Raw genomic sequence first — 23,479 nt, forward strand, 5'->3', positions numbered from 1 at the left:
TACCAAGTCCTAACTCATAGCTCATCACTCATAACTTTTTCAAGTTCCTCCGCCAAAAACTTCGACATTAGCAAATACACAAACAGGTGAACCATGTCCTACCCAAATGGCCTGATTTGGTTCTCCTTTACCACAATAAGGAGTACCATACATTTGCCAGTTGTCAGCATTTCCTACTTGGATTAAGCTGTGCCAAAACTCTGGTGTTGTAGCGCGATAGTTCGGATTGCGGAGGGTTTTAGTAAATTTACCGTTTTCAATTAATTTAGCGTACTCGCAACCAAATTGAAATTTGTAGCGGCGATCGTCAATTGACCAAGAGCGGTTAGATTCCATATAAACGCCGTGTTCTATCCCAGCAATAATGTCTTCAAAGGTAGCGTTTAAAGGCTCTAAATTCAAGTTTGCCATGCGATCGATCGCTGGTCGATTCCATGAGGAGGCACGGGCACAGGCAACTCCTGCTACACCTGCTCTTACTTGACTCTCCAGACTGCCTAAACCCCGTTGGAGTACACCTTCTTTAACCAAATACTCCCGCGTTGCTACAGCACCCGTATCATCAAAACCATAGCTGGCAAATTCACCAGGCACGGTGGGATCAAAAGTAATATTCATCAGTGGCGAACCATATACTAGGTTGCCAAAATCACTTTTATTAACAAAGCTGCCCCCAGCATAGTTACGCTCATCTCCCAAAATTCGGTCAATTTCTAGAGGATGCCCGACACTTTCATGGATTTGCAGCATCATTTGATCTGGGGCTAAAACTAAATTGGTACGGCTGGTTGGGCATTCCTCAGCTGTCAAGAGTTCTAGTGCTTGTTTGCCAATTTGCCGCACCCGATGCCATAAATCTTCTTGTTTTAAAAGCTCTAGTCCGCCTTGGTAACAGTTTGCCTGGGAACCATTGTGACTGCGCTGCTGTACAATCACCCCATCTTGGGCAGTGGCTCCGTAATTAGTGCCTATAGATAGTATTTTTTGATAGACTTCTGAACCGTTGCTACTGACAAACCAAGATTCTCTCTCGGTTGTGCTAGCACTGGCTATGGTTTGCACAATCTTGTCGTCAACTTTCAGCGTTTGGCAAATACGAACCAGTAAATCGTTGATTTCTCCCGGACTCAGAGCATCCAATGGCTCAAGAAATGGAGAGTGATATTCACCAACGACTTTAGGGCGCTGACTTTCACTGAAAGGATGTATCCACCATTCACTGGCTGCTAGCGCCTGTTTATAGGCTGTTTGAGCAGCAGCTTGTAGAGACGGTAATTCCAGAGAGTTAGTAGCTGCATAACCCAGACAGCCATTAACCAAAACTTCCAGCATGGCTCCTACAGTGAAGGATTTGCTATTTAACTGGGGTAAGGCGTCACGGACTGACCGGATAGTTGAAGTCTCTTTTACGGCTCTGATACCAATCCAATCAGCAGGAATATCGAAACTAGCGATCGCTTTTTTAAGTTCAGACCACATAATTTAAGGAATTGGGAATTGGGAATTGGGCATTGGGCATTGGGCATTGGGCATTGGGCATGGGGCATGGGGCATGGGGCATTGGGCATTGGGCATTGGGCATTGGGCATTGGGCATTGGGCATTGGGCATTGGGGAAAGAATTTTTATAACTCCTAACTCCTAACTCCTAACTCCCCACTCCCCTCTAATTCCGATGCCAGCGTGTGCCATCACGACTATCAATTAGCGTAATACCTTCTGCTTGAAGTTCGTCACGAATACGATCGCTTTCAGCAAAATTCTTGGCAATACGTGCTTCTTGCCTTTGCTGAATTCGCGCCTCAATTTCCGCATCGCTTAAACCACTACTGGTGTGAGTTTCTGTTTCTATCTCGGCTTCTAAACCCAAAATTCCAGCTAATGTGATCAGAGTTTGCCATTGACGTTGTAACTCATCTGGTGATGTTTCGGTTTTCCCTTCATGCACAAGAATATTTCCCTCACGACGCAGTTCTTTGGCTAATTCAAACAGTACCGTTAACCCACCAGGAAAATTAAAATCATTATTCACAGTTTCTTGGAAACGTTCAACAGTTTCAGGGAGTAGTGAGCTAGTTCCCACTTCCCAGCCTAGTTTTTTGCCGTATTGGTAGCCGAAGAGTAAACCTTCTTTAATGGTGTGCCAACCGTTGGTTGCTGCGGCGATCGCTTCGTCGGTAAAATCTATGGGTGTGCGATATTGAGCGGTCAGCACGAACAACCGTACTGCCATCGGGTCAACTCCTCGATCCAGCAATTCTCGAATAGTGATAAAGTTGCCCAAAGATTTGGACATTTTTTCACCATCTACCTTCACCATGCCGTTATGTAACCAGTAACGCGCTAAGGGTTTTCCTGTCACAACCTCTGATTGGGCAATTTCGTTTTCATGGTGGGGAAAAATTAAGTCACTACCACCAGTATGAATATCTATGGTATCACCCAAGCGATCGCGTACCATTGCCGAGCATTCTATATGCCACCCCGGACGACCTGCGCCCCAAGGTGATTTCCAAGCTGGTTCTCCCGGTTTTGCTGCCTTCCACAAAGCAAAATCAAAGGGATCTTTCTTTTTCTGGTAGTCTGGATCTTCTACGTTCACGCGTAGGCGTAGCCCGCCGTAGGCATCGCTTTTACCCGCTTGCATATCTTCTAACTTGCGTCCCGAAAGCTTGCCATACTCAGAAAACTGTCGTACTGCATAATACACATCGCCGTCAGAGGGGTAAGCAAAACCCTTGTTTTCCAACTCATGAATTAATCGTTGAATGCCATTCATCGTGTGGGTAGCACGGGGATACTCATCAGCTTCTTTGATTCCCAATCGCGCCATATCCTCAAAATATGCTTTGATAAAGCGATCGGCTACAACTTCCATTGATGAATGTTCAACACAAGCTCGATTCAGAATCTTGTCATCAATATCAGTAAAATTTTGGATATATCGCACTTGATAGCCGATAAACTGGAGGTATCGGCGCACTACGTCCCAAACGATGCAAGCTCTAGCATGACCCAGATGGCAGTAGTCGTACACCGTCACGCCGCAGTAATACATCTTAACCTTGCCTGGTTCGACTGTTTCAAACGGTTCTTGACGACGGGTGAGGGTATTGTAAACGGTTAGGGTCATAACAGAGTAATGCTGAAATACAGAGATACGTAATAATAGGGTAAGGCAGCTGGGATGACAGTCCAGCATCCCTATGCTAATGTTTTCTGGACTATCTGCGCTACATTACTATTTTTTGACATTTGATAACAGCGCTATGCAATCAGCAGTTACACCCGAATCTTCCGCAATGGATACGCCCAAACAAGGAATGCCAGTAACAATTATTACGGGTTTCCTCGGTAGTGGCAAGACGACTTTACTTAATCATATCCTCAACAACCAACAGGGTTTGAAAACCGCTGTTCTCGTGAATGAATTTGGCGAAATTGGCATCGACAACGAGCTAATTGTTTCCACTGGTGAGAACATGGTGGAACTAAATAATGGTTGTATCTGCTGCACCATTAATAATGATTTGGTAGATGCAGTTTACAAAGTTTTAGAACGCCAAGAAAATCTAGATTATCTAGTCGTGGAAACAACTGGATTGGCAGATCCGCTACCAGTAGCTTTAACATTTCTGGGCACAGAGTTGCGTGATTTAACTCGTCTGGATTCGATTATTACCGTGGTAGATGCGGCGAATTATAGCCTAGATTTATTCAACTCTGAGGCCGCATACAGCCAGATTGCCTATGGTGATGTCATTGTGCTGAACAAGACTGATTTGGTTGATGAAGCCACTTTGAAGGAGTTAGAAAGAAAAATTAACGAAGTTAAGGAAGGAGCAAGAATTATTCGCACCACGCGATCGCAAGTGCCACTTCCTTTAATTCTCAGTGTTGGTCTGTTTGAATCTGATAAATATTTTGACACAGTGGTAGATGACCACGACGATCACGACCACGATCATGATGACCATGATCACTCAACATGCGGTCATGACCATCACGATCATGACCATGACCATCACGATCATCACCATCATTCTGACCATTTAGAAAATGATGGTTTCACTTCCATATCTTTCCAAAGTGACAAGCCTTTTTCTATTAAGAAGTTTCAGTATTTCTTAGATAACCAGCTACCCTCAAATATCTTCCGAGCGAAGGGGATTATGTGGTTTGATGAAAGTCCGAAGCGTCATATTTTCCACCTTTGCGGTAAACGCTTCACCTTGGATGATGATGAATGGCAAGGTCAATTGAAAAACCAATTAGTGCTGATTGGTCAAAATTTGGATCGTGAGGCTTTAATTACTCAACTCCAAAACTGCATTTGTCTACCTTCAACCTCTCGCGGTAAAGGGTTTGGGAAATAAAAGTTAGGAGTGAGGAATTAAGAGTTTAACATTCGTACTCGTTCCCAGGTTCCACCTGGGAATGCATTCCCAATAGCTCCGCCATCGATTTTGAGTAATGAAAATGCGAGAATAACGTAGGACTATCGTAGACATCGGTTCCTCACTCCCCAACATTACTAGCTTCTTCGCTTGCCAACTGCTCTACCTGCTCCACGGTTAACCCCGTCACTTTCGCCACTATTTCCACCGAGATTCCCTCTTTGAGCAAATTCATCGCTACACGCCGCACTTCTTGGGCACGACCTTCGGCTAAACCTTCAGCAAGGATAGCTTGATAAGTTACTGACTCTTGCATAAGTTCCCTCCGCAGCAATTGTTGAATTATCTCTTTCTCTAACTACTAGTGCAGCCAGAATGAACGCTGAGGCTGCAATATTATTCTGGATACGTTGATCAGTAATTTCTGAAATTTCCTGAACAACTTGTTGTAACGTAGCGTCACAGCCCGTCGTAGACATTGCTCTAAAATTGATACGTTCATCAACGTTTAGATTAAAATGCGCGTTATCATCCAGCGAGTTAAATCATCTCAAGTTACAGTTAATCATGAAATTGTCGGCAAAATTGGGCGGGGGCTAAATTTACTCGTAGGTATAGCCAATACCGATACTGATGCTGAAATCGACTGGATGGTACGTAAGTGCTTAGAATTGCGGCTGTTTCCTGACGAGCAAGGAGATGACCGTTGGCAAAAATCTGTACAAGAAATTAGCGGTGATTTGTTAGTAGTCAGTCAATTTACCCTTTATGGTGACTGTCGCAAAGGTCGCCGTCCTTCTTTTGACCGTTCAGCCGCTCCCAAATCGGCAGAAGATTTGTATAATCGTTTTGTTACCAAGTTAAGAGCTAGCGGTTTGCAGGTGGAAACAGGTCAATTTGGTGCAATGATGCAAGTTACAATTGAAAACGATGGCCCCGTAACTTTGTTACTTGAAAAAGAAACAATTTAAGTATATACACTAGAAAGATGAATAACAGTAGCCTTTAGACCGTGGTGTTCTAATTGGTGAGAGAATATTAAATTAACCATCACAAAAGTTTAAATTCATTCATCATGGCGAAAATCCAGTTTTTTAAAGGTCTTGACGAAGAAGTAACTCCAGAAGTGCGCTTGACGCGATCGCGCACTGGCGAGAGTGGTACAGCAACGTTTATTTTTACGAATCCCAAGATTTTAGATCAAGGCAGCACCGAAGATATTACCGGGATGTATTTAATTGACGAAGAAGGGGAAATAATTACCCGTGAAGTTAAGGCTAAATTTGTCAACGGAAAACCGGAAGAATTAGAAGCACTTTACGTGATGAAATCAGCCCAAGAATGGGATCGCTTTATGCGCTTCATGGAGCGATATGCTGAAGAAAACGATCTGGGACTGAGCAAAGCTGAAAAATAGGGCATTGGGCATTGGGCATTGGGCATTGGGCATAAGTAATTATTTTCATGTCCAATGTGCTATTTCCCATGCAAAATTACTCGTGATCACAAGTTGAAAGCTTAACCGATGACACAACAACCTCACCCAGACTCCCCTGTAATTATGGTAACTTGTGCTGTGGTTACTGTCAGCGATACACGCACTTTTGAAACAGACAAAAGTGGCCAGCTAATTCAGCAATTACTCCTTGGTGCTAACTATGCTGTAGGAGCCTACACAATTATTAAAGATGAACCAATACAAATACAAGGACAGATAGAAAATCTGGGTAAAAGCTCAAATTTGGATGCTGTAATTTTCAATGGCGGCACAGGTATTGCACCAAGAGATACTACCTACGATGCTATTGAGAAGTTATTAGAGAAAACGTTACCGGGATTTGGTGAGTTATTTCGTTTTTTAAGTTATCAAGAAATTGGTTCGCGGGCGATCGCTTCTCGCGCTGTTGCTGGTGTTTATCAAAATAAATTAATCTTCTCGCTTCCTGGTTCCACTAATGCTGTGCGACTGGCGATGGAAAAACTGATTGTGCCGGAACTCACTCACTTGGTAAATCAGGTTTGTAAGGGGGTGAAATGAGCAGCCTTTCAGAAAGTTACCATGATAATTTTTGTAAAACTAACACATCACGCTCTAAAATCATCCCTTCTATGCATACATCTTCAATCTACCAAGAATTATAGTATAAGGGATAAAATGTTAATATCAGGTCAGCAATGGAGCCTATTCAGTGGAATTGGATAATTGCTCACGGCATCACTGCATTTTCATACTTTGGCATCCCTACTATAATAGGGGTTTTCTTTGCCAAAACTAAGGCAACTATCCCTTCTAAGTTTTGGCTAGCCTTTTTCTTATCAGGTGGATTCATACTATTGTGCGGATTTCATCATCTTCTGGCGGTCTTTGAGCCACATATGGCAGTCTCGCTGCTGCACTTAGGTCTGCTCGACTTAATGGCGTTTATTTCCTTGTCTGCCCTGCTCTACCTGATGCCAACCGCTTATCAAATTGTAGAGGCGATCGGCAAATATCAAGAAGATACCTGCGAACTTAAACGCAGCCAGCAGATGCAAGGGCTATTCCTAGATAATGGCCCGTTTGGGGCCTATATTAAAGATGAGCAATCTAGAATGCTCTACTACAACCAGGAGCTACAGTCTATATTTTCGATAGATTCACAACAATGGTTGGGGAAAACGGATAATGAATTCTTCCCAGATCCAGAAGAGGCGCGGCAGGTAATAGAAAACGATAAAATCGTTTTGAGGACTCTACGCCCCTTGAAGGTGATTGAACAGGTAAAAAAACCTGGTAATGATCAGACGTCCTACTGGCTATCGTTTAAGTTTCCGTTTTGCGATTACGTAACGGGCGCTAACCGCATCGGTGGGATCAGTATTGATATTACAGAATCCATAGAAACACAGCGATCGCTCACTGACATAAATCGGCAGCTAGAAGAAAAAACACTGAAATTAGAGGCAAAAAAACAGGAACTTATATCTCTCTCAGATATGGCGGATATGCTTTATTCCTGCGAGTCTGAAGATGAGGTGTATCAAGTGGTCGCTTTAACCTGTTCCAAGCTGTTTCCTAATATGAGTGGTTGTATCTGTATAATTGCTAATTCCAAGAATTATGTTCAGATCAATAGTATTTGGGGACGTGAAAGAAGCAGTAAAGAAATATTTTCACAATCTCAGTGTTGGGCATTGCGGAGAGGGAAATTCAACCTTTTATCGCCTCGCAACTCAGGACTGATGTGCAGCCACTTAGTACAGCCTGTTAGCGGCGCACATTTATGTGTTCCCTTGTTTGGACAAGGCGAAGTAGTTGGGGTTTTACACATCTATGCCCTTGAAGAAATTAGTCCAGAAGAGCAACAAACTACTGAGATTATTGCTAGATCCTTAGCCTTTGCACTGAATAATATATCGATAAAAGAACGTCTAACCCATGATAACTTGCGGGATGCAATGACCCAACTATTCAATCAAAACTATCTGCAAACTATAACGGAACAGAGGTTGGCGGAAGCTGAACGGTCGGCACAACCTCTAAGTGTTATTTTCCTTGATATCGATAACTTTAAATCTTACAACTCGCGCTATGGGCATTTGACTGCCAACATTGTTCTTCAGGGATTAGCAAAACTGCTCTTAAAATCTATTCGCTCCTTTGACATTGCTTGCAGATGGGGTGGTGAAGAATTTGTAATTGTGATGCCTAATATGACGCTGGAAACGCTCAGGAAGCGAGTAGAACAACTAAGAGTAGATGTTGAACAAATGCAGTTGAAGGACGGCGATCATATCCTCGAAGGCATCACGGCTTCTTTTGGAATAGCTGTATCAGAACCAGGAATTACAGTTAAGGATTTTCTGAATCGGGCAGATCAAGCGATGCTTGAGGCAAAGCGAAAAGGGAAGAATCGGGTTATGGAGTATATAAATACCTATAATTAATTCCGGTTCTACCGCTACCCTCATAATCAGGGTTTTATAGATAAGTTCTAAATGCTTAAAACTCAATCTATATAAGGAACACAGTTTAGAAGGGGAGTGGAAGACAATAACACTACTACATTAGCCGTATCTCTTCATACTCTTTTTTGGCTAAAGTCTTGCTTGTAGTTCACCAAAAGATTTGGAGCCTTTAATCTAGAGGCGCTCTAGTATTTCGCAATAACCCTCCAATATTCGTAAATTCAGGAGTATTATTCAAAGCTTTTAAAGAATTTCTATCAGCTTTATCTACAATGGCATTGTAGGCATTAATTGCCTGATTGAGTTTAGTCAGATCGACAGCGTTCTGGTTTGTTACCAGACCGACAGCGTTCTGATTTGTTACCAGACCGACAGCGTTCTGATTTGTTACCAGACCGACAGCGTTCTGGTTTGTTACCAGACCGACAGCATTCTGGTTTGTTACCAGACCGTTGAGGCTCAAGATTAAATCGGTTATGGATAGAGGATCAGCCCCTGTTAACCCCAGGCTTATCGCAGTATTCGCAGCACTAGGATCAACTCCGGCTGCCAACACAAATGCTAGAACAATGGCTGCATTCTTAACCTTATCCCGTGGGCCAACTATTTCAAAATTAAATGTTTCCCCATTAGGTTTATTGACTGTAACAACCTTTTTTACAGTTTCTATTGGTGAACTATTAAGGGTTGGGGCTTGAATAGGAGGTATAACTGTTGTGTTACCACCAATTAGAACATAAATAGAGCCTTTGACAGGTAGTGTAGTAATTGCAGTCTTTACATATTTAATGGCAGCCGCTAGAGTGGCAAAACTTTTACTGTTACCACTACCTGTTAACAACGATCCGCCACCAGGAACTAGCGGTTGAATAATATTCACAATTACAAAAATCCGACCAGGAACTGGCGCTTCAGTTCTATTCACAATAACAGGAGCCGCCGCCCCAACCAAAGCTGCAATTTGTTGTTGTGTCAAACCGCCAGTTTGTAAGGTGACAACAGCCCTTTGTGCAGATGTATTCAGAATATTTTGAATATTTGGCGGTACAGTAATTTTAAATATTCCACCACTATTAGTCACTGTAATGTTGCCAAATTTTGTTGTGCCACCATTTTGAAGAGTGACAGGCACTGAAAAAATAGTACCACTTGCGGCATCAGAGTTATTACCACTTGTATGACCACTGATTCCCAGACTGTCCCTCTGCCCGATCGGGAGAGGGCGAGCTTGGCTTGGCAATTGCCAAGTACTCAAAAGCAGAGGACTTAGACTTAGAGCAAGGATTAGAGACTTGATTTTGATCATAGTGATTCTCTGAAAATAAAGGGATTTACTTGGGCAAGAAATTGAAACCATAGCTGACACTCAAAAGTACGGCACTACCACCAGCAGTCCGATCCGTCAGGTCTAAACCTTCAAGCTGAATCGTCAGAGGAATAGTTTGGACAGGAACGAAAGAAAGCCCAGCGTTTAAAGCTACTCCACTCCAAGATGCACCGATACCTACTTGAGGATGAACTTGCAAACCCACGCCTCCAAATACCCCAACGTCGTCATTTCCGTCACGGAAGTTGCCGCCTCCCACTCCTACGGTAAGTGCCAATGGCATCTGATTTTGAGGACTGTTAGGTTGCAACAGGGAGACACTTGTAACTTCACCATAGACACTAGAATCAGCCACTCCTTCATTCCCATACTGGGCAAAGGTATTCCAGCCAACAGCAGCCGCAATTTGATTGGTAGTACTAGTAGAGAGAACACGGTGAGCTTTAAGATCGAAGGTTCCATTATCACCAAAGTTTTTGATACTACCTTCGTTGAAGGCGACTTCTAAACCGATTGACTTTTGGCTATCTCCCAAACCAAAACCCGCACTGATACTCCCATCCAAACCACCATTGCCATTGCGCTCTTTGCGAGTTGCTCCTGATGCTTGCACGAAAAAGTCTCCCCAGTTAGCTCCGAAAGCACTGGGAATGCCAAAGCTGAGGCTAGGAATATAGCTTTGTTTACCACCTCCAAACAAAGGCTTAATTTTTAGCCTTTGACGTAATTCACTATCATTTAATTGAGTTTGGGAGTCAACAGAGGGAGTTTGAGCTTGTAATAGAATTTGATGATCACCTTGCTTTGGTGATATCATCAGCATCTGTGCTGGACTGAGATTTGAAGAGTTTACTTTCGGAAAAACAATCGCTTTTGGGGTTTGAGTCTTGCCTGATTCAGTTAAAGATGCAGTCTGTTGTTTTTCAAAAATAATTTTATCCTCTAAGGATGGAGTCTGTTGTTCTTGAGAAACAATGACAATATTATCTTCAGCAACTGCGGGATTAACTGAAATAGCCATTAATGCTGTGAAGGAAGTTACCAGACTTGCCCCTAAAATATAGAAAATATACTTAACAACAGTCAGTTGATAAATCTTCTTGCTGTTGTGCCTCTTTTGTTTTTTATCCACTTAAAACTCCTCAGACCTAAATAACTGCGTGGTTCATCGAAATTTATACTAAATCTGTAATTTCATCTTCATGAGTCAATCGTGGAATCGCCTTTGGGGCATTTATAGTGCTATATTCCACACTTAAGTATTTACTACATACTCAGTAAGTTTTGTATGGACTTATATCATATGAGCAGATATGTAATAGTGACAATAGTGACAAGATCAGTAAATCGTAAAGTTTTTCTTAAGGGCGATGCCTGCGGTGGCCACTGAGCCAAGTCGTACCCTTCCTTACGGGACGCCAGGGGCGAACGGGAAGCAAGCTACGCGCAGCGTCTGGTAGAGAAGTGCGGGCTACGCCTACGCTAATGATATTTTACGTACAGTTTAGTTGTAAATAATACCTATTTCAAGACAATACCATTGCCAACTTACGAGGTTCAACACCTTAGAAACTTGAAAGCGAACCGTATTGGAAGTGTTAGAGCTTTAATTCCTAATTCCTAATAAAAAAACAACTCCCTGAAGATGTGGGAGTTGTCATTTTATATTCGAGTAGTTTTTCAAACGATTCAGAATGGAGCGATGCCTGCGGTGGCCACTGAGCCAAGTCGTACCCTTCCCTACGGGACGCCAGGGGCGAACGGGAAGCAAGCTACGCGCACGCAGCGTCTGCGTAGAGAAGTGCGGGCTGCGCCTACGCCAAGCAGATAGTAGCCAATATAGCAGCGATGACATAGAATACTCCAACCACCTGTAATTCTGACCAGCCAGTTAGTTCTAAATGATGGTGTAAGGGTGCCATTTTGAAAAGACGTTTGCCTTTGCCATCAGGGCCTTTCGTGGCTTTGTAATAACTTACCTGTACCATCACAGAAAGAGTTTCTACAAAGAAGATACCACTGAGAATGAACAGAGCGACTAAGGTGTTTGTCAATAGCGCTACAGCAGCTAAAGCTCCTCCCAGTGCTAAAGAACCGGTATCTCCCATGAAAACGCGAGCTGGGTTACGATTATGGGCTAAGAAACCTAAGCACCCACCACTTAAAGCAGCACAGAAAACCATCAACCCAGGAGCTGTAGGTGCGATCAAGGCGCCTAATGCCAAAAGTGCGATCGCTACTGTTCCTGCTGCCAAGCCATCAATACCATCTGTTAAATTAGTAGCATTACTTTCTGCAACTAGCACAAAACCTGCTAAAGGCCAGAATAAGAATCCTAATGGTAATGTAAAACTTACCCAAGGCAAAGCAATATTTGTAATATTAGAAGGTTGATTAAACATCAGCCATATACAAAATACAGCCGCAAAACCCACCTGTAAAGCCAGTTTCGTTATGGGAGATATACCTTTATTTGATTTCCGGCGCAGAATTTGCCAATCGTCGAGCCAGCCAATCAATCCGTAGCTGATTGTCAATGCCGAAACTGCAAGCACATCTGTAGCAAAGTTAGACAATATGCAGGCAATTATCACACCTACAGGTATAAAAAATATACCGCCCATTGTTGGGGTGCCTGCCTTTTTTAGATGGGCTTGGGGGCCATCTTCGCGAATTATTTGTCCAGTTTTGAGTGCTTGAAGTAGGGGTATTACCCAATAGCCCACGACACCTGAACCCAGCGCACACAATAATAGTGGCAAGGTTAATGACATACTTTGCCACGGTAGCCTATTGGCGATCGAATCCAAATAAAATGCTGTTGTACCTAGCCCTATGGCTAATAAACAGGCTAAAGCGATTCCAGAAATATTTAATCCTTGCTCAGGAGATAATTTAGCGTCCACAGAAGTTTCCCTTCACTCCACACTTAATAAAACTGAATACCAGGAACTAGGGATACAACCAAGTCCCTAACCTGAAAAGGCTAATCCTCAGCGATTCCTATATCGTCGTCATCATCATCAAGGTCGTAGCCAATTCCATCTTCTACACCCATTAAGGAGTCTATTCCTTCTTCGTCATTTTGAAAATCCGGTTCGTGAATGTCACGCGCGACGATCCGACCGTTGGTTTGCAACCAGTCCAACAAAGAGGACTCTGGCTTTAGGGGGATGACATCGGCTCGTTGGTTACGGGGTTCTTCACGTAATGGAGAGTTCAACATATCGAGTGAGGACAAGAAAAGGTTTACGTAAGTTGACATTTAGAGTCTATCACTTGACATGGATTTATTTAGTTATCTTTTCAACCCTTTAGTTGATAAATCCGCATTGAGATAGAAATTTTTTTATTTAATAGGCGTATGGCTGACATCAAGCGATTATTAGTAATTTTTATGGTTCTATACATAGGCGATGAATATCTTGTTTATGCTGATGGAAAGTGAGTGATTTTTGAGGTGACAGGCGATGATGGGAAAAGCGGCTCTTATAGATGCGATCGCACTTACAAATCGCGGTCTACTGGCGACTCAAGCACAGAAACAGGCTATCTTAGCAGCGATCGCCAATTTAGAAGACTTTAATCCTACACCCCGTCCGGTGGAAGCTAGTAATTTGCTAGATGGCAATTGGCGATTACTATACACCACCAGCAAGGCTCTTTTAAACTTAGATCGTCTACCTTTGTGCAAACTGGGTCAAATCTATCAGTGTATCCGGGTAGAAACTACCAGTGTTTACAACATAGCTGAGATTTATGGCTTACCTTATTTAGAAGGATTAGTTAGCGTTGCTGCTAAATTTGAGCCAGTTTCAGATCGGCGTGTCCAAGTTAAATTTGAGCGTTCTATTATCGGCTTACAACGTTTAATAGAATACAATTCTCCGGTAACTTTTATCCAACAAATTGAAGCTGGTAGAAAATTTCCCGGTATTGATGTTGCCATAAACAGTGATAAACAGCAAGGCTGGTTAGATATCACTTATATAGATAACGATCTGCGGATTGGCAGAGGTAACGAGGGAAGTGTGTTTGTCTTAACTAAAACATAAGCTTGTACAAAAAGATCGTTTGCGAACGAAGGTACGCTATAACGCGTGCCTTGTCAAGTAGGGTATAATACCGTTTTAAATTTGGGAGTGGGGAGTGGGGAGATGAGGGAGATGAGGGAGAAAAAATAACTAATATTTAATGCCCAATGCCCCATACCCAATGCCCCATACCCAATGCCCCATGCCCAATGCCCAATGCCAAATCCAGACAAATAACTTAACAAAGACTCTTGCTGCGACCTTCAGGTTGTAGAGTGAAATCAATTAGCCCTCTAGATTGGCGATTGATAACTATAAAGGGAAAATAATCATGGTTCAACGTGGTTCTAAAGTACGTATTCTCCGTCCTGAGTCCTACTGGTTTCAGGATCTTGGAACTGTGGCTTCTATTGATCAAAGCGGCATCAAATACCCAGTAATTGTCCGCTTTGAAAAGGTAAATTACTCTGGTATCAATACCAACAACTTTGCCCAGGATGAATTAGTAGAGGTTGAAGCACCAAAGGCTAAAGCACCTAAAAAATAAGCAGCAAAGCTACAAGGGGGTTGTTTGATGCGATGATGAAGGGAAGTCTTAAGTATGAAGTCTGAAAACTTTCAGTTTATTCATCCTTCATCCTAGCCTACCCTAATCGACGAGAAGCCGTCCTGTGGGTATTTACGGTTTCTTTCTGGTAGTACGGCAACCACGTACATGTGTATAACATACTACCTTATCTCTTCTTTATTGACTCCCCAAGTACATCAAAATTGCTTGCTTAATCAATTTGAATGCCTGAACTGCCTGAAGTTGAAACAGTCCGAAGGGGTCTAAATCAATTGACCCTCAACCAAGAAATTACGGGTGGAGATGTGTTGCTCGATCGCAGCATCGCCTACCCGTTTTCTGTCGGTGAGTTTGTTGATGGGATTAAAAAGAATGCGATCGCTACTTGGTATCGTCGCGGTAAATATCTCCTCGCTACACTCTCCCCCCCTTCTCCCTCATCCTCCTCATCAACTGGCTGGCTAGGGGTTCATCTGCGAATGACTGGTCAACTACTATGGCTGCATCGAGATGAACCATTACATAAGCACACACGGGTCAGATTATTTTTTGGGGATCAGCAGGAATTACGCTTTGTTGATCAGCGTACCTTCGGTAAAATCTGGTGGGTTCCGTCTGGTGTTGCTGTAGAAAGTATTATGACTGGTTTGGCAAAACTGGCAGCAGACCCATTTTCCCCCGAATTCACTGTCGAATATCTAGCTCTTAAACTCCAAAACCGTCGCCGTCCGATTAAAACTGCGCTACTGGATCAATCTGTGGTAGCGGGATTAGGTAACATTTATGCTGATGAAGCATTGTTTAAGAGTGGAATTTTACCTGAAACTTTGTGTATAGATTTGCAGCTAAAGCAAATTGAGCGTTTACGAACAGCCATAATCCAAGTGTTAGAAACCAGCATTGAGGCTGGTGGTACGACTTTTAGTAATTTCCTAAATGTTAAAGGTACTAATGGCAACTATGGTGGTGTTGCCTGGGTTTATAACCGCGCTGGAGAACCCTGTCGAGTTTGTGGCACAGCAATTGAACGGATTAGGTTAGCTGGGCGATCTAGTCATTTTTGCTCGCAGTGTCAAACGCTAGGGGGAGTTAGAAGTTTGTAGTTTGGAGTTTTTACTTCTAACTCGGAACTCTCTTAAAATGCAGATAGAAAGAAGTTACAAATTTGAGAGAGGAATTGATGGCAGTCAAAAAAGGAGATATGGTTCGCGCTGTCCGCGAGAAACTGGAAAACAGTCTGGAGGCCAAAGCCAGTGATACTCGCTTTCCTTCTTATTTGTTTGAAACCAAGGGCGAAATTGTCGATATCAAGGGTGATTACGCCCTGATTAAGTTTGGGAAAGTACCAACACCTAATATTTGGTTACGTGTGGATCAAGTCGAAGAGTTTAATTGACACTCCCCGTTCGCTTTGTGACGGAGATTCTAATTTCATTTTAGCTACTTGCTCTACCAGGCTTTCACCAAGTAGCGTAGAGGTTGCTAGTCCATTAGCGTTACTTGGTCAGTGAGGCGTAAATGCCTCACTTAGCCTTCAACCCAAGCACCTGAAGTCGGAAAAACGCAACTGCGTTGCTTTAACCCCCTAATTCCCTTGCCGACGCGGGAAGGGGGAAAATTAAAAATCTCTCTCCTTGTAGGAGAGAGATTTTGTTTGTTTGTAAAGTTTAAGTTGATGGGTAAGCAAATTTGTAGTAACGACTTTAGTCCTTAAAAGTTAAGGACTAAAGTGTTTATTACAAACCCTTCATTACTACCTTGACAAAGTATTAGTTTCGCGTTACCGGCGGGAATCCTGATCTGCGGGGTCGCCGTAGGGGTCTTCGCTGGCTGGACGCACGTCACCAAACTCCCCTTTGTCTGCGGGGTCGCCGTAAGGGTCTTCACTAGCTGGGCGAACATTGCCGTAAGACGCGATATCTCCGGGGTCGCCATAGGGGTCTTGACTGGCTGGGGTAACGTTCCCGTAAGATGCCGGGTCTGCGGGATCACCGTAGGGGTCTTCGCTGGCTGGACGTACATTGCGATCGCGCAATTCGGCATCTTTGTCAGCTTGATCGCTGTCCGATCCCAAAAGGAAATCTTTCGCCTTTCGCAAAAAGTCATCTACCATAATCTGTCTCCTGATTTAAGTTCGTGTTTCCGACGTGCGCGATCGGCGTTATCCTCCGGGAAACCCGCTTTAGATTTACACACGCTTCACTGAATCTAGAGTGCCGGAGCTGCGGATGAAGTTATGCCAGTTAGATCGCGACCTGTAGTACTCCCGTTATAGCCTTGGAACTGACTATACTGCCGTGCCTCAGATTCTGGTACTCGAATTCCTTCTGATGGTGGAGTTACCCAGTGAGCGCGCTTTTCAGCATCACGGTAGTATACACGCCCGTTTTTAGAAAGATAGTACTTACCTTGCGCTCCTTCTTTTGAAGCATTCTTATGCTGGTTGTAGACGTAATAAAGTGCCGCAGCTCCCGCCAAAAGTGCCACTTTTTGCCCTGTACCCAATCCCTTTTTAGCTTCGGGTTGGTTTGTAGCGTTGCGCTCGCTCACTGTTCTACCAACACTATCATCAACAGGTGGTGGTACTGAAGCGTTTCGGGCACCGCCTCCGCAGCTACTTAACAAGGGTACCATTAGCAATGCGGAAAGTAGCACTGCAAATAGACGCGAAACTATTTTACGTTCTTTATATATTGTTGTGTTCATGGGATTTCATCATCACCTGTATTTGCTAAAAGCCTTGCTGTTGCAAAAACAAAGTTGGAATTCCTGTTATTTCACCTGGAATTGAAAAAACATATACCAACTCAATTTATAACTGCACCAGCTACAGCGTTTGAATATCATGATGATCGATTTTCGCAAGTATTCCATCCCGCCTTTGAGAGAACTGCATTCATCCGCAGGAAATATTTTGTGAATTTTTAATGAATCAATTTCGCTAAAACGCCGAAATATTCAGCAATTTCTCGGTTATTTTTTCGGGGTAAATAAATTAAAAAGATACAGTCGTTACAATAATTTTTTTCAGAAAGTACACTCAATATGACATCACAAAATACAGCCCAAACTAGAACTCGTCTCCTTTTGGCTTTGTGGGATTTGGGAGGAACGCAGCAGGAAGTTAAGAAAGGTCAATTCACTAAGCGAATTGTATCCAAAAGCCAGAAGGTAGCAGATTATCAGGGCATATTCGAGGAATTACAGAGTCAGGGTGCGATCGCAATTTCCACAAAGGGATATTCTCTGACATCTGGCAAGGGTTTAGAGGTATTGAGTGAGGGTTTGAGAACTGGCGATTTTAAGTTTGAAGGGACGATTGTCGGTACTTGGGCGGCGAATGCTTTGGTGAGATGGATTAGTCAAATTGATGTGGCTTTAACTGGTTCAGACGTACTAGTTAATGGGAAAAGTGCGATCGTATCTTACGACAAGTTTAAGTCAGTGGCCTTGGAAGTTTACGACAAGTTGAACCAAAACTACAACTTAGATAATCTGGTGCCAATTTATCGCATCAGGAGAGAAATAGGGGAGAGAGTTAACCGTACAAAGTTTAATGAATGGCTAATAGAAATGCAAGCTGATGACATTTTGCAGCTGATGACTGGACAAGTACCAGACTTTACCCCTGATAAACGTGAAGATTCAATATCTATACCTGGTGCAGAACTACGTTCTTACGCGAAACGCTTGATTTAATCAAATTGCCCGCACACTTTGTAGTTTCTCGCACCATATCAAATCACTATGACAAATACCTTTGTTTCTTCCATAGAAGCTGTCAATGCCGCCATTCAAAATCATAATCCGTTTACCAATGATGGCATTGTTAAAGAACAGGATGTCTGGGGAAAAGGATTCCCTGATGTAGCAACTCTAAATGCCCATGCTTCTAATAAAGTTTTTGAGGCAATTGAATTTGTGCGAACAAGCCAATCTAGTCAAGACAAAGTGACTTCAATTGCCATAACTGCACAAAAGGGGGTTGGGAAAACCCACATTCTTAGTCGCATTCGTCATCAGCTTGAAAAAGAAGGTGGTGCTTTATTCGTCTATGCAGGCGGTAATAATTATACAGACTTAAATTTAGTTAAGTACCAATTCCAGCAAACCTTGGCAAATAGTCTGAGTAAAACTGGTAGCCAAAAAGTAATGCAATGGCAGGAAATAGCTACCGCTATGGCAAACGAAGGTAGAAGTGATAATTCTCCCACTCCAGAAGAGTTAGTCAAAAAATTTGACCAAGTTTATGCAAATAGTTTGGCTCAAAATAAAAACTTAATGAATGCTCTGCAAAAACAAGTTATCAAAAATAAACCCAATGCAGATCCCTATATTCTACGGGCTATTTTGTGGACGCTTTCAGAAACTCAAGCAACTTTTGCAATTCAATAGACTTATCCGGAAATGAGAACTTTATTTGGCTGAAACCTAGCTCTGGAGAGGGTTTTAGAGGTTCCTGTTTTATATAAGCTAAAAAGCCAGCTATGTAAGGGTTTCAGCTATTTTGAGGTTTATTTGTGGATAAGTCTAATGGTTATCTGGTAAAGAGTTAGCGAAATCTAATGCTGATGAGTTGGGATTGCCTAATCCTAATAAAACTAATCAAGATAGAGAAGCTGAAGCTCTCAGAAATATTCAGCAAATTTTGAATTTAGTTAGTTTCTATAACCCTGTCGTCATTTGTTTTGACGAAATAGATGTTATTAACAACTCTACTGATGATGGCTTCCCAACAGCAAGCATAATCGCTAATTTTGTCAAAATTCTCCATGATACTCTCGAAAACTCTGAACTTAGTCAAGGTGTTGTTATTCTCACAGTAATGTTGTCCGAAACATGGAGAGATAACGTAAACTCCATGCCAGGTGGTACACCTGACAGAATTTCAAAATATACACAAAGAAAACCACTGGAATTAAAAAACGTTAGTGGCGATTCTATAGTTGAATTAGTTACTGCTTGGCTGCAAGAGTATTACAGTTCAAAAAATTTAATTCCTCCTCATCTAGTCTACCCATTTGAAGAAAGTAAGCTGAAGGAATATGGCAAAGTAAGTAAACCAAGTGTAAGGGAAGCTTTGCGATGGTGTGCAGACAACTTTAAGATTTATGAAGAACCACTTCCATCTGATCCATTTGAGAGGTTTGAATTGGCATTCAAAAAGGAATCCGAGGCAGATATTGGAGATTATATAGAGGATAGTTCCTTAATTGCTGAAGCTCTCTACTTTGGCTTTGATACTTTGAAAGGTCAGACTTTAGAAGGAGTTTTGATTGAAGAAATTGTAAGCGATATCCAAAATAAATCACAGAATAAGCCTAGATCACAGGATAAAATTTTTATAAACTTCAAAATTATTGGTAGTGAAAATGCGAAACCAGTAAAAATAGGGGTTTCTGTAATACAGTACTCTCAATTTACATTAACAGCTGCTTTAAAACGCTTAATCGACTATGAAACATTTGAACTTACTCGTGGTTGTTTGCTTCGTTCGCAATCCAAGATAGAACAAATGAAGAAAAACTCAGAAGCATATAAATTGCTTAACGAACTTATATCAGAAAAAGGTGGTGAACATATCGATTTAATAGAAGAGCAAATTTGTCCAATTGTAGCACTTTTAGCTGTTTATAAAAAGCAGCTACATTATCAATTAACAGAAGATTATATTTTTGATGTAATTATTAAGAATAAAATTACGCTTGATAATGTTTTGCTTAGAGAAATTTTAAGTAATCCATCTGGTAATATACCTACCGTTGATGATGAAGAAGATATCCAACTAATAGAGATTTTACTCAATTCTTCAAATATCAATGAAACAGATGACTTAGATGAATTGAACGAGTTATTTAGTTAAACATGAGTGAATCAATTTTAATTTATAACGCTCTGTGTCTACCAGCTCCCGATATTGAAGCTTTAATACAAGGGCGAATGATTGCGGCTATGCCTCGTAAATTGCTTAATAATGGGCAAAAATTTGCTTTTTACCCCCTTGATTATTTAACAAATCAGCTTTCAATTGAGCAATACTACCACCCAAATTTTTTAGCTACTGCTCAAAGTGCCTTGACACAGTTAAATAGTCAAGATATTTTGTTACAACCTAAGCAAATAAGTTTACTTCAAAATGAAGAACAGTTACAACTACCCCTCTTATCTCATAAGACAGTTTCAATTAAAGCTTGGGCTAGATGTGAACATTGCCAAATACTAGATAAGACTAAACCTTTAGATATTTTGTCTAAGTTAACAATATGGACACCAGAAGCATTTGAGGCAATATTACAGAAACAACCGCATATTTTTTTGGCTTACTTGCGTGTTTATAATGTGCCTGAGTTCTGTGAAGTTGCAGCTCATCCAAACATTGAAGAAAAACTAGGTAAATTTGTGGGTTTAGCTAATATTGGTGTTTCTGAAGCTAATCCAGTATTAAACGATCGCACCTTCGCCCAACGCAAACGCCAATTAGAAAAGCTAGAACCCTCGCTGCATCCTGAATTGGAAAAATTGCAGAGTGCGATCGCATCCCTAAGAATTAGCCAACCAGCAGCGAAACAATTAGACGACGATATTAAAGCATTTTTGGGTTGGAGTAGCAATCAACCAACAAATCCATTAGATTTAGACTTACCTTGGATTCAGAAAATTGCTGAAGTTGGGAACTCTAGCGACGGACATACATTTGAAAAATTAGTTCGTAGAGGATTACTAAAATTAGGCTTTACAGGTTCAGGTTTGAATCCAGATGCAACTGGTGGCGCAGGAGGCATGGATTTTTACGCTGAACAACCTTATCCAATAGTAGGAGAGTGCAAAGCAACTAAAACTGAAAAAGTTACTGATGGCACACCTGCACAGTTACTAAAAATAGGTATGAACCATCTTCGTAAAGTTCAGTATGAAAATTCAATTAAATTAATTGTAGCGGCTGGAGAACTAAATTTTTACGCCCTGAGAACAGCAACCGAAAATCAAATAGACTTATCCACAAATAAACCTTAAAATAGCTGAAACCCTTACATAGCTGGCTTTTTAGCTTATATAAAACAGGAACCTCTAAAACCCTCTCCAGAGCTAGGTTTCAGCCAAATAAAGTTCTCATTTCCGGATAAGTCTAATGAATGTTATTAGCCCTGAAACACTACAAAAACTAGTTGAACTGCAAGCACACTACAAAAACTCTATCAATTTGATAGAACTAAAAGAGTATTTGCAACAAGCTCCTTTTGGTTTAGCTGAAGATAAAATTAATACTTATATCGATAAAGTTGAGCAATCTATAAAGTTGCGATCGCAGATTATCCAGCTTGTGAAAAATTATCTACAAAACTCAGGCGCAGAATCTGCTGGTGTTGATGCTCTACATGGTGCTTATTTCGGCTCACATCCACCACAGCCATTAAAAACAGTAGAAATGCACGAAATTCTGATTGAACTTTCTTCACCCTTAACAGGCTATTTAGGACGAATTAAAAGTAGTAATTGGAATAGAGATCGCTTTTACTTTCTCCGCGATTTACCCATTAACTAAAGATAATACAATATATTTGTTTTTTTACGGATATTTTCAAAATAACTGAAGTGCTTAGGCGTAGCCAGCTGTAGGCATCGCAGTTATCCCAAAGTTAATATATCAGCATGATAATTAACTACCAACGGCAGGATTTTTAGCCATTCTGAACCTAACAAAACTTCTGTAATTTCATCCCCTGCATAAACAGAAATCTCATACTCCTGTCCATCCAATAGAATCTTACCTAAATACCTATCAAATATGATTTCTCCTTGTGCAGTTCGCAGAAGTTCATCCCCACTATAGGCCCAGTCAAGACTATCTAAATCTTGTTTATTAATTGCTATAAAGCCTGTGAACCCAGTATCTAACATAGCATCTACAGGCAGATTTAATCCATCAAATGTAATCAAATCAATTTCAAAAAATAGTTCTCCTTTACTACCAAAAGTACCCTGAATCATATTGTGCCAGTGGCTCCACTTTCATTCAGGCAAAAAACGCAGTGTTTAACATTTGGGTACTTCTGAAGCGCTTTTCTATGAGCCACTTCTATATCTTCATCAATAAAAAAATTTCCGCTATCTGGTTCAATGGCAATATACCAGCCATAGTTTTTTTCGATATATTCTGGACGCACACACTCAAAAATTGCACGACAACGCCGATAAAATATCTCCCGTTCAGCTTTGCGTCTAGCAAGTTCTTCTGGTGGTAAAGTGCGTTCTGGAAAGATTCTGCCTCGACGTGCAGGTTGTTTTGCAGTTGATTCAGTCATAGTAATTAACCCCATTTGTTAACGCTGTCTTAACTTTATTTTACAGAAAGATAAAAGCGATCGCTTTTACTTTCTCCGCGATTTACCTATTAACTAAAGATAATACAATATATCTCTTTTCTTACCTTCGCGCTCTTTGCGTCTTTTGCGGTTCGTTTCAAAATAACTGAAGTGCGTAGGCGTAGCCAGCCGTAGCCATTGCAGTTATCCTAAAGTCAAAATATTAGCCTGATAATTAACTACCAACGGCAGAATTTTTAGCCATTCTGAACCTAACAAAACTTCTATAATTTCGTTGCCTGCAAAAACTGGAATTTCATACTCCTGTCCATTCAATTTTACCTTCCCTAAAAACAAATCAAAAACTTTTTCACCCTGTGCTGTTCGTAGTTCTTGACCACGAATAAATTGCCAGTCCAGACCATCTAAATCTTGTTTATTAATAGCTAAAAAGCCTGTGAAACCAGTATCTAACATAGCATCCACAGGCAGGTTTAATCCATCAGATGTAATGAAATCAATTTCAAAAAATAGCTGCCCATTGCTGCCAAAAGACCCCTGTATCATATTGTGCCAGTGGCTCCAGTCTCATTCAAACAAAACATACAATGTACAGCATTTGGGTGTTTCTCGCGTGCTTTCTGACTAGTTATTTCTATATCTTCATCAATGAAATAATCAGCACTATCTGGCTCCACAGCAATATACCAGCCATAGTGGTCGTGAATCAAATCGGGACGCACACGCTCAAAAATTGCACGACAACGCCGATAAAATATCTCCTGTTCAGCTTTGCGTCTAGCAAGTTCTTCTGGTGGTAAAGTACGTTCTGGAAAGATTCTGCCTCGACGTGCAGGTTGTTTTGCAGTTGATTCAGTCATAGTAATTAACCCCATTTGTTAA

28 protein-coding genes are annotated in these 23,479 nt (G+C 41.5%); 14 read left to right on the forward strand and 14 right to left on the reverse strand.

The features are described 5' to 3' along the window. Window positions 1-39 precede the first annotated feature (39 nt). The 3 genes from PUQ00_RS07270 to cysS are packed head-to-tail and all read right to left on the reverse strand — an operon-like array spanning window position 40 to window position 3,132. On the reverse strand, window positions 40-1,479 hold the full coding sequence (locus tag PUQ00_RS07270) for a TldD/PmbA family protein (protein WP_300414636.1): 1,440 nt from the start codon (window positions 1,477-1,479) through the stop codon (window positions 40-42). After that, window positions 1,407-1,610 (reverse strand): hypothetical protein, encoded by a 204-nt coding sequence (locus PUQ00_RS07275; protein WP_300414638.1) that lies wholly within the window; start codon window positions 1,608-1,610, stop codon window positions 1,407-1,409. Before PUQ00_RS07275 ends, PUQ00_RS07270 begins: the two co-directional genes overlap by 73 nt. Window positions 1,611-1,665: 55 nt before the next feature. Beyond that, window positions 1,666-3,132 carry a cysteine--tRNA ligase gene (gene cysS, locus PUQ00_RS07280; protein WP_300414640.1) on the reverse strand — a complete coding sequence of 489 codons (1,467 nt, stop codon included), beginning with the start codon at window positions 3,130-3,132 and terminating at the stop codon, window positions 1,666-1,668. A 136-nt stretch (window positions 3,133-3,268) separates the two neighbouring features. Here cysS and PUQ00_RS07285 point away from each other — a divergent pair, with 136 nt between their 5' ends. Further along, window positions 3,269-4,375: a GTP-binding protein gene (locus PUQ00_RS07285; RefSeq protein WP_300414642.1), complete on the forward strand. Its 1,107-nt coding sequence runs from the start codon at window positions 3,269-3,271 to the stop codon at window positions 4,373-4,375. Window positions 4,376-4,517: 142 nt separating this feature from the next. On the opposite strand, the gene PUQ00_RS07290 is transcribed toward PUQ00_RS07285, so the two are convergent. Next, window positions 4,518-4,712, reverse strand: a complete 195-nt coding sequence (locus PUQ00_RS07290; protein WP_300414643.1) for a hypothetical protein — start codon at window positions 4,710-4,712, stop codon at window positions 4,518-4,520. A 202-nt stretch (window positions 4,713-4,914) separates the two neighbouring features. On the opposite strand from PUQ00_RS07290, the gene dtd reads away from it, so the two are divergent. The 4 genes from dtd (at window position 4,915) to PUQ00_RS07310 (ending at window position 8,323) form a co-directional block, all read left to right on the forward strand. Further along, window positions 4,915-5,367 carry a D-aminoacyl-tRNA deacylase gene (gene dtd / locus PUQ00_RS07295; protein ID WP_300414645.1) on the forward strand — a complete coding sequence of 151 codons (453 nt, stop codon included), beginning with the start codon at window positions 4,915-4,917 and terminating at the stop codon, window positions 5,365-5,367. Window positions 5,368-5,471: 104 nt separating this feature from the next. Continuing rightward, entirely contained in the window at window positions 5,472-5,813 is a 342-nt protein-coding gene (gene psb28, locus PUQ00_RS07300) for a photosystem II reaction center protein Psb28 (protein ID WP_300414647.1), read from the forward strand. A 108-nt stretch (window positions 5,814-5,921) separates the two neighbouring features. Next, the gene (locus PUQ00_RS07305; RefSeq protein WP_300414650.1) at window positions 5,922-6,434 is read left to right on the forward strand and encodes a MogA/MoaB family molybdenum cofactor biosynthesis protein; all 513 of its coding nucleotides are present in this window, start codon (window positions 5,922-5,924) and stop codon (window positions 6,432-6,434) included. A gap of 137 nt (window positions 6,435-6,571) precedes the next feature. Next, on the forward strand, window positions 6,572-8,323 hold the full coding sequence (locus tag PUQ00_RS07310; protein ID WP_300414652.1) for a diguanylate cyclase: 1,752 nt from the start codon (window positions 6,572-6,574) through the stop codon (window positions 8,321-8,323). A 190-nt stretch (window positions 8,324-8,513) separates the two neighbouring features. Here the strand turns inward: PUQ00_RS07310 and PUQ00_RS07315 are convergent, their stop codons facing one another. The 4 genes from PUQ00_RS07315 to PUQ00_RS07330 all read right to left on the reverse strand — a co-directional run bounded on the left by PUQ00_RS07315 (window position 8,514) and on the right by PUQ00_RS07330 (window position 12,897). Continuing rightward, on the reverse strand, window positions 8,514-9,650 hold the full coding sequence (locus tag PUQ00_RS07315) for a hypothetical protein (RefSeq protein ID WP_300414654.1): 1,137 nt from the start codon (window positions 9,648-9,650) through the stop codon (window positions 8,514-8,516). 25 nt (window positions 9,651-9,675) lie between these two features. Further along, window positions 9,676-10,803, reverse strand: a complete 1,128-nt coding sequence (locus tag PUQ00_RS07320; protein WP_300414656.1) for a hypothetical protein — start codon at window positions 10,801-10,803, stop codon at window positions 9,676-9,678. Window positions 10,804-11,485: 682 nt separating this feature from the next. Beyond that, the gene (gene mraY / locus PUQ00_RS07325; RefSeq protein ID WP_300414658.1) at window positions 11,486-12,577 is read right to left on the reverse strand and encodes a phospho-N-acetylmuramoyl-pentapeptide-transferase; all 1,092 of its coding nucleotides are present in this window, start codon (window positions 12,575-12,577) and stop codon (window positions 11,486-11,488) included. An 80-nt stretch (window positions 12,578-12,657) separates the two neighbouring features. After that, window positions 12,658-12,897 carry a DUF3134 domain-containing protein gene (locus PUQ00_RS07330; RefSeq protein WP_300414731.1) on the reverse strand — a complete coding sequence of 80 codons (240 nt, stop codon included), beginning with the start codon at window positions 12,895-12,897 and terminating at the stop codon, window positions 12,658-12,660. Between the two features lie 244 nt (window positions 12,898-13,141). Here PUQ00_RS07330 and PUQ00_RS07335 point away from each other — a divergent pair, with 244 nt between their 5' ends. The 4 genes from PUQ00_RS07335 to PUQ00_RS07350 all read left to right on the forward strand — a co-directional run bounded on the left by PUQ00_RS07335 (window position 13,142) and on the right by PUQ00_RS07350 (window position 15,669). Then, entirely contained in the window at window positions 13,142-13,726 is a 585-nt protein-coding gene (locus tag PUQ00_RS07335; RefSeq protein WP_300414660.1) for a PAP/fibrillin family protein, read from the forward strand. A gap of 310 nt (window positions 13,727-14,036) precedes the next feature. After that, the gene (locus PUQ00_RS07340) at window positions 14,037-14,252 is read left to right on the forward strand and encodes a photosystem I reaction center subunit IV (RefSeq protein ID WP_094349537.1); all 216 of its coding nucleotides are present in this window, start codon (window positions 14,037-14,039) and stop codon (window positions 14,250-14,252) included. A gap of 245 nt (window positions 14,253-14,497) precedes the next feature. Then, window positions 14,498-15,376 carry a DNA-formamidopyrimidine glycosylase gene (locus PUQ00_RS07345; protein ID WP_300414664.1) on the forward strand — a complete coding sequence of 293 codons (879 nt, stop codon included), beginning with the start codon at window positions 14,498-14,500 and terminating at the stop codon, window positions 15,374-15,376. A 77-nt stretch (window positions 15,377-15,453) separates the two neighbouring features. Then, window positions 15,454-15,669, forward strand: a complete 216-nt coding sequence (locus PUQ00_RS07350; RefSeq protein ID WP_300414665.1) for an NAD(P)H-quinone oxidoreductase subunit O — start codon at window positions 15,454-15,456, stop codon at window positions 15,667-15,669. Window positions 15,670-16,053: 384 nt separating this feature from the next. Here the strand turns inward: PUQ00_RS07350 and PUQ00_RS07355 are convergent, their stop codons facing one another. Together PUQ00_RS07355 and PUQ00_RS07360 are read right to left on the reverse strand one after the other, a co-directional pair. Next, the gene (locus PUQ00_RS07355) at window positions 16,054-16,386 is read right to left on the reverse strand and encodes a translation initiation factor (RefSeq protein WP_300414667.1); all 333 of its coding nucleotides are present in this window, start codon (window positions 16,384-16,386) and stop codon (window positions 16,054-16,056) included. A 95-nt stretch (window positions 16,387-16,481) separates the two neighbouring features. After that, window positions 16,482-16,979 carry a hypothetical protein gene (locus PUQ00_RS07360; RefSeq protein WP_300414669.1) on the reverse strand — a complete coding sequence of 166 codons (498 nt, stop codon included), beginning with the start codon at window positions 16,977-16,979 and terminating at the stop codon, window positions 16,482-16,484. Between the two features lie 339 nt (window positions 16,980-17,318). On the opposite strand from PUQ00_RS07360, the gene PUQ00_RS07365 reads away from it, so the two are divergent. From PUQ00_RS07365 to PUQ00_RS07385, 5 genes are all read left to right on the forward strand, one after another. Then, on the forward strand, window positions 17,319-17,972 hold the full coding sequence (locus tag PUQ00_RS07365; RefSeq protein ID WP_300414671.1) for a hypothetical protein: 654 nt from the start codon (window positions 17,319-17,321) through the stop codon (window positions 17,970-17,972). A gap of 48 nt (window positions 17,973-18,020) precedes the next feature. Then, window positions 18,021-18,668, forward strand: coding sequence for a P-loop NTPase fold protein (locus PUQ00_RS07370; RefSeq protein ID WP_300414673.1), 648 nt, complete (start codon window positions 18,021-18,023; stop codon window positions 18,666-18,668). A 187-nt stretch (window positions 18,669-18,855) separates the two neighbouring features. Beyond that, window positions 18,856-20,136: a hypothetical protein gene (locus tag PUQ00_RS07375; RefSeq protein WP_300414675.1), complete on the forward strand. Its 1,281-nt coding sequence runs from the start codon at window positions 18,856-18,858 to the stop codon at window positions 20,134-20,136. Between the two features lie 2 nt (window positions 20,137-20,138). Then, window positions 20,139-21,287 carry a DUF1802 family protein gene (locus tag PUQ00_RS07380; RefSeq protein WP_300414677.1) on the forward strand — a complete coding sequence of 383 codons (1,149 nt, stop codon included), beginning with the start codon at window positions 20,139-20,141 and terminating at the stop codon, window positions 21,285-21,287. Between the two features lie 115 nt (window positions 21,288-21,402). After that, complete coding sequence (locus tag PUQ00_RS07385) at window positions 21,403-21,816, forward strand: hypothetical protein (RefSeq protein WP_300414679.1); 414 nt, start codon at window positions 21,403-21,405, stop codon at window positions 21,814-21,816. A gap of 83 nt (window positions 21,817-21,899) precedes the next feature. Here the strand turns inward: PUQ00_RS07385 and PUQ00_RS07390 are convergent, their stop codons facing one another. The 4 genes from PUQ00_RS07390 to PUQ00_RS07405 all read right to left on the reverse strand — a co-directional run bounded on the left by PUQ00_RS07390 (window position 21,900) and on the right by PUQ00_RS07405 (window position 23,457). Beyond that, on the reverse strand, window positions 21,900-22,262 hold the full coding sequence (locus tag PUQ00_RS07390; protein ID WP_300414682.1) for an aspartyl protease: 363 nt from the start codon (window positions 22,260-22,262) through the stop codon (window positions 21,900-21,902). After that, window positions 22,259-22,576 carry a hypothetical protein gene (locus PUQ00_RS07395; RefSeq protein ID WP_300414684.1) on the reverse strand — a complete coding sequence of 106 codons (318 nt, stop codon included), beginning with the start codon at window positions 22,574-22,576 and terminating at the stop codon, window positions 22,259-22,261. The genes PUQ00_RS07390 and PUQ00_RS07395 overlap by 4 nt, the downstream gene beginning before the upstream one ends. 204 nt (window positions 22,577-22,780) lie before the next feature. Beyond that, window positions 22,781-23,143 carry an aspartyl protease gene (locus tag PUQ00_RS07400; protein ID WP_300414686.1) on the reverse strand — a complete coding sequence of 121 codons (363 nt, stop codon included), beginning with the start codon at window positions 23,141-23,143 and terminating at the stop codon, window positions 22,781-22,783. Beyond that, window positions 23,140-23,457: a hypothetical protein gene (locus PUQ00_RS07405; RefSeq protein WP_300414688.1), complete on the reverse strand. Its 318-nt coding sequence runs from the start codon at window positions 23,455-23,457 to the stop codon at window positions 23,140-23,142. The genes PUQ00_RS07400 and PUQ00_RS07405 overlap by 4 nt, the downstream gene beginning before the upstream one ends. Window positions 23,458-23,479 lie beyond the last annotated feature (22 nt).

Origin of the sequence: Nostoc sp. S13, assembly GCF_029379315.1 — a bacterium.
Taxonomy (GTDB): Bacteria; Cyanobacteriota; Cyanobacteriia; order Cyanobacteriales; family Nostocaceae; genus Nostoc.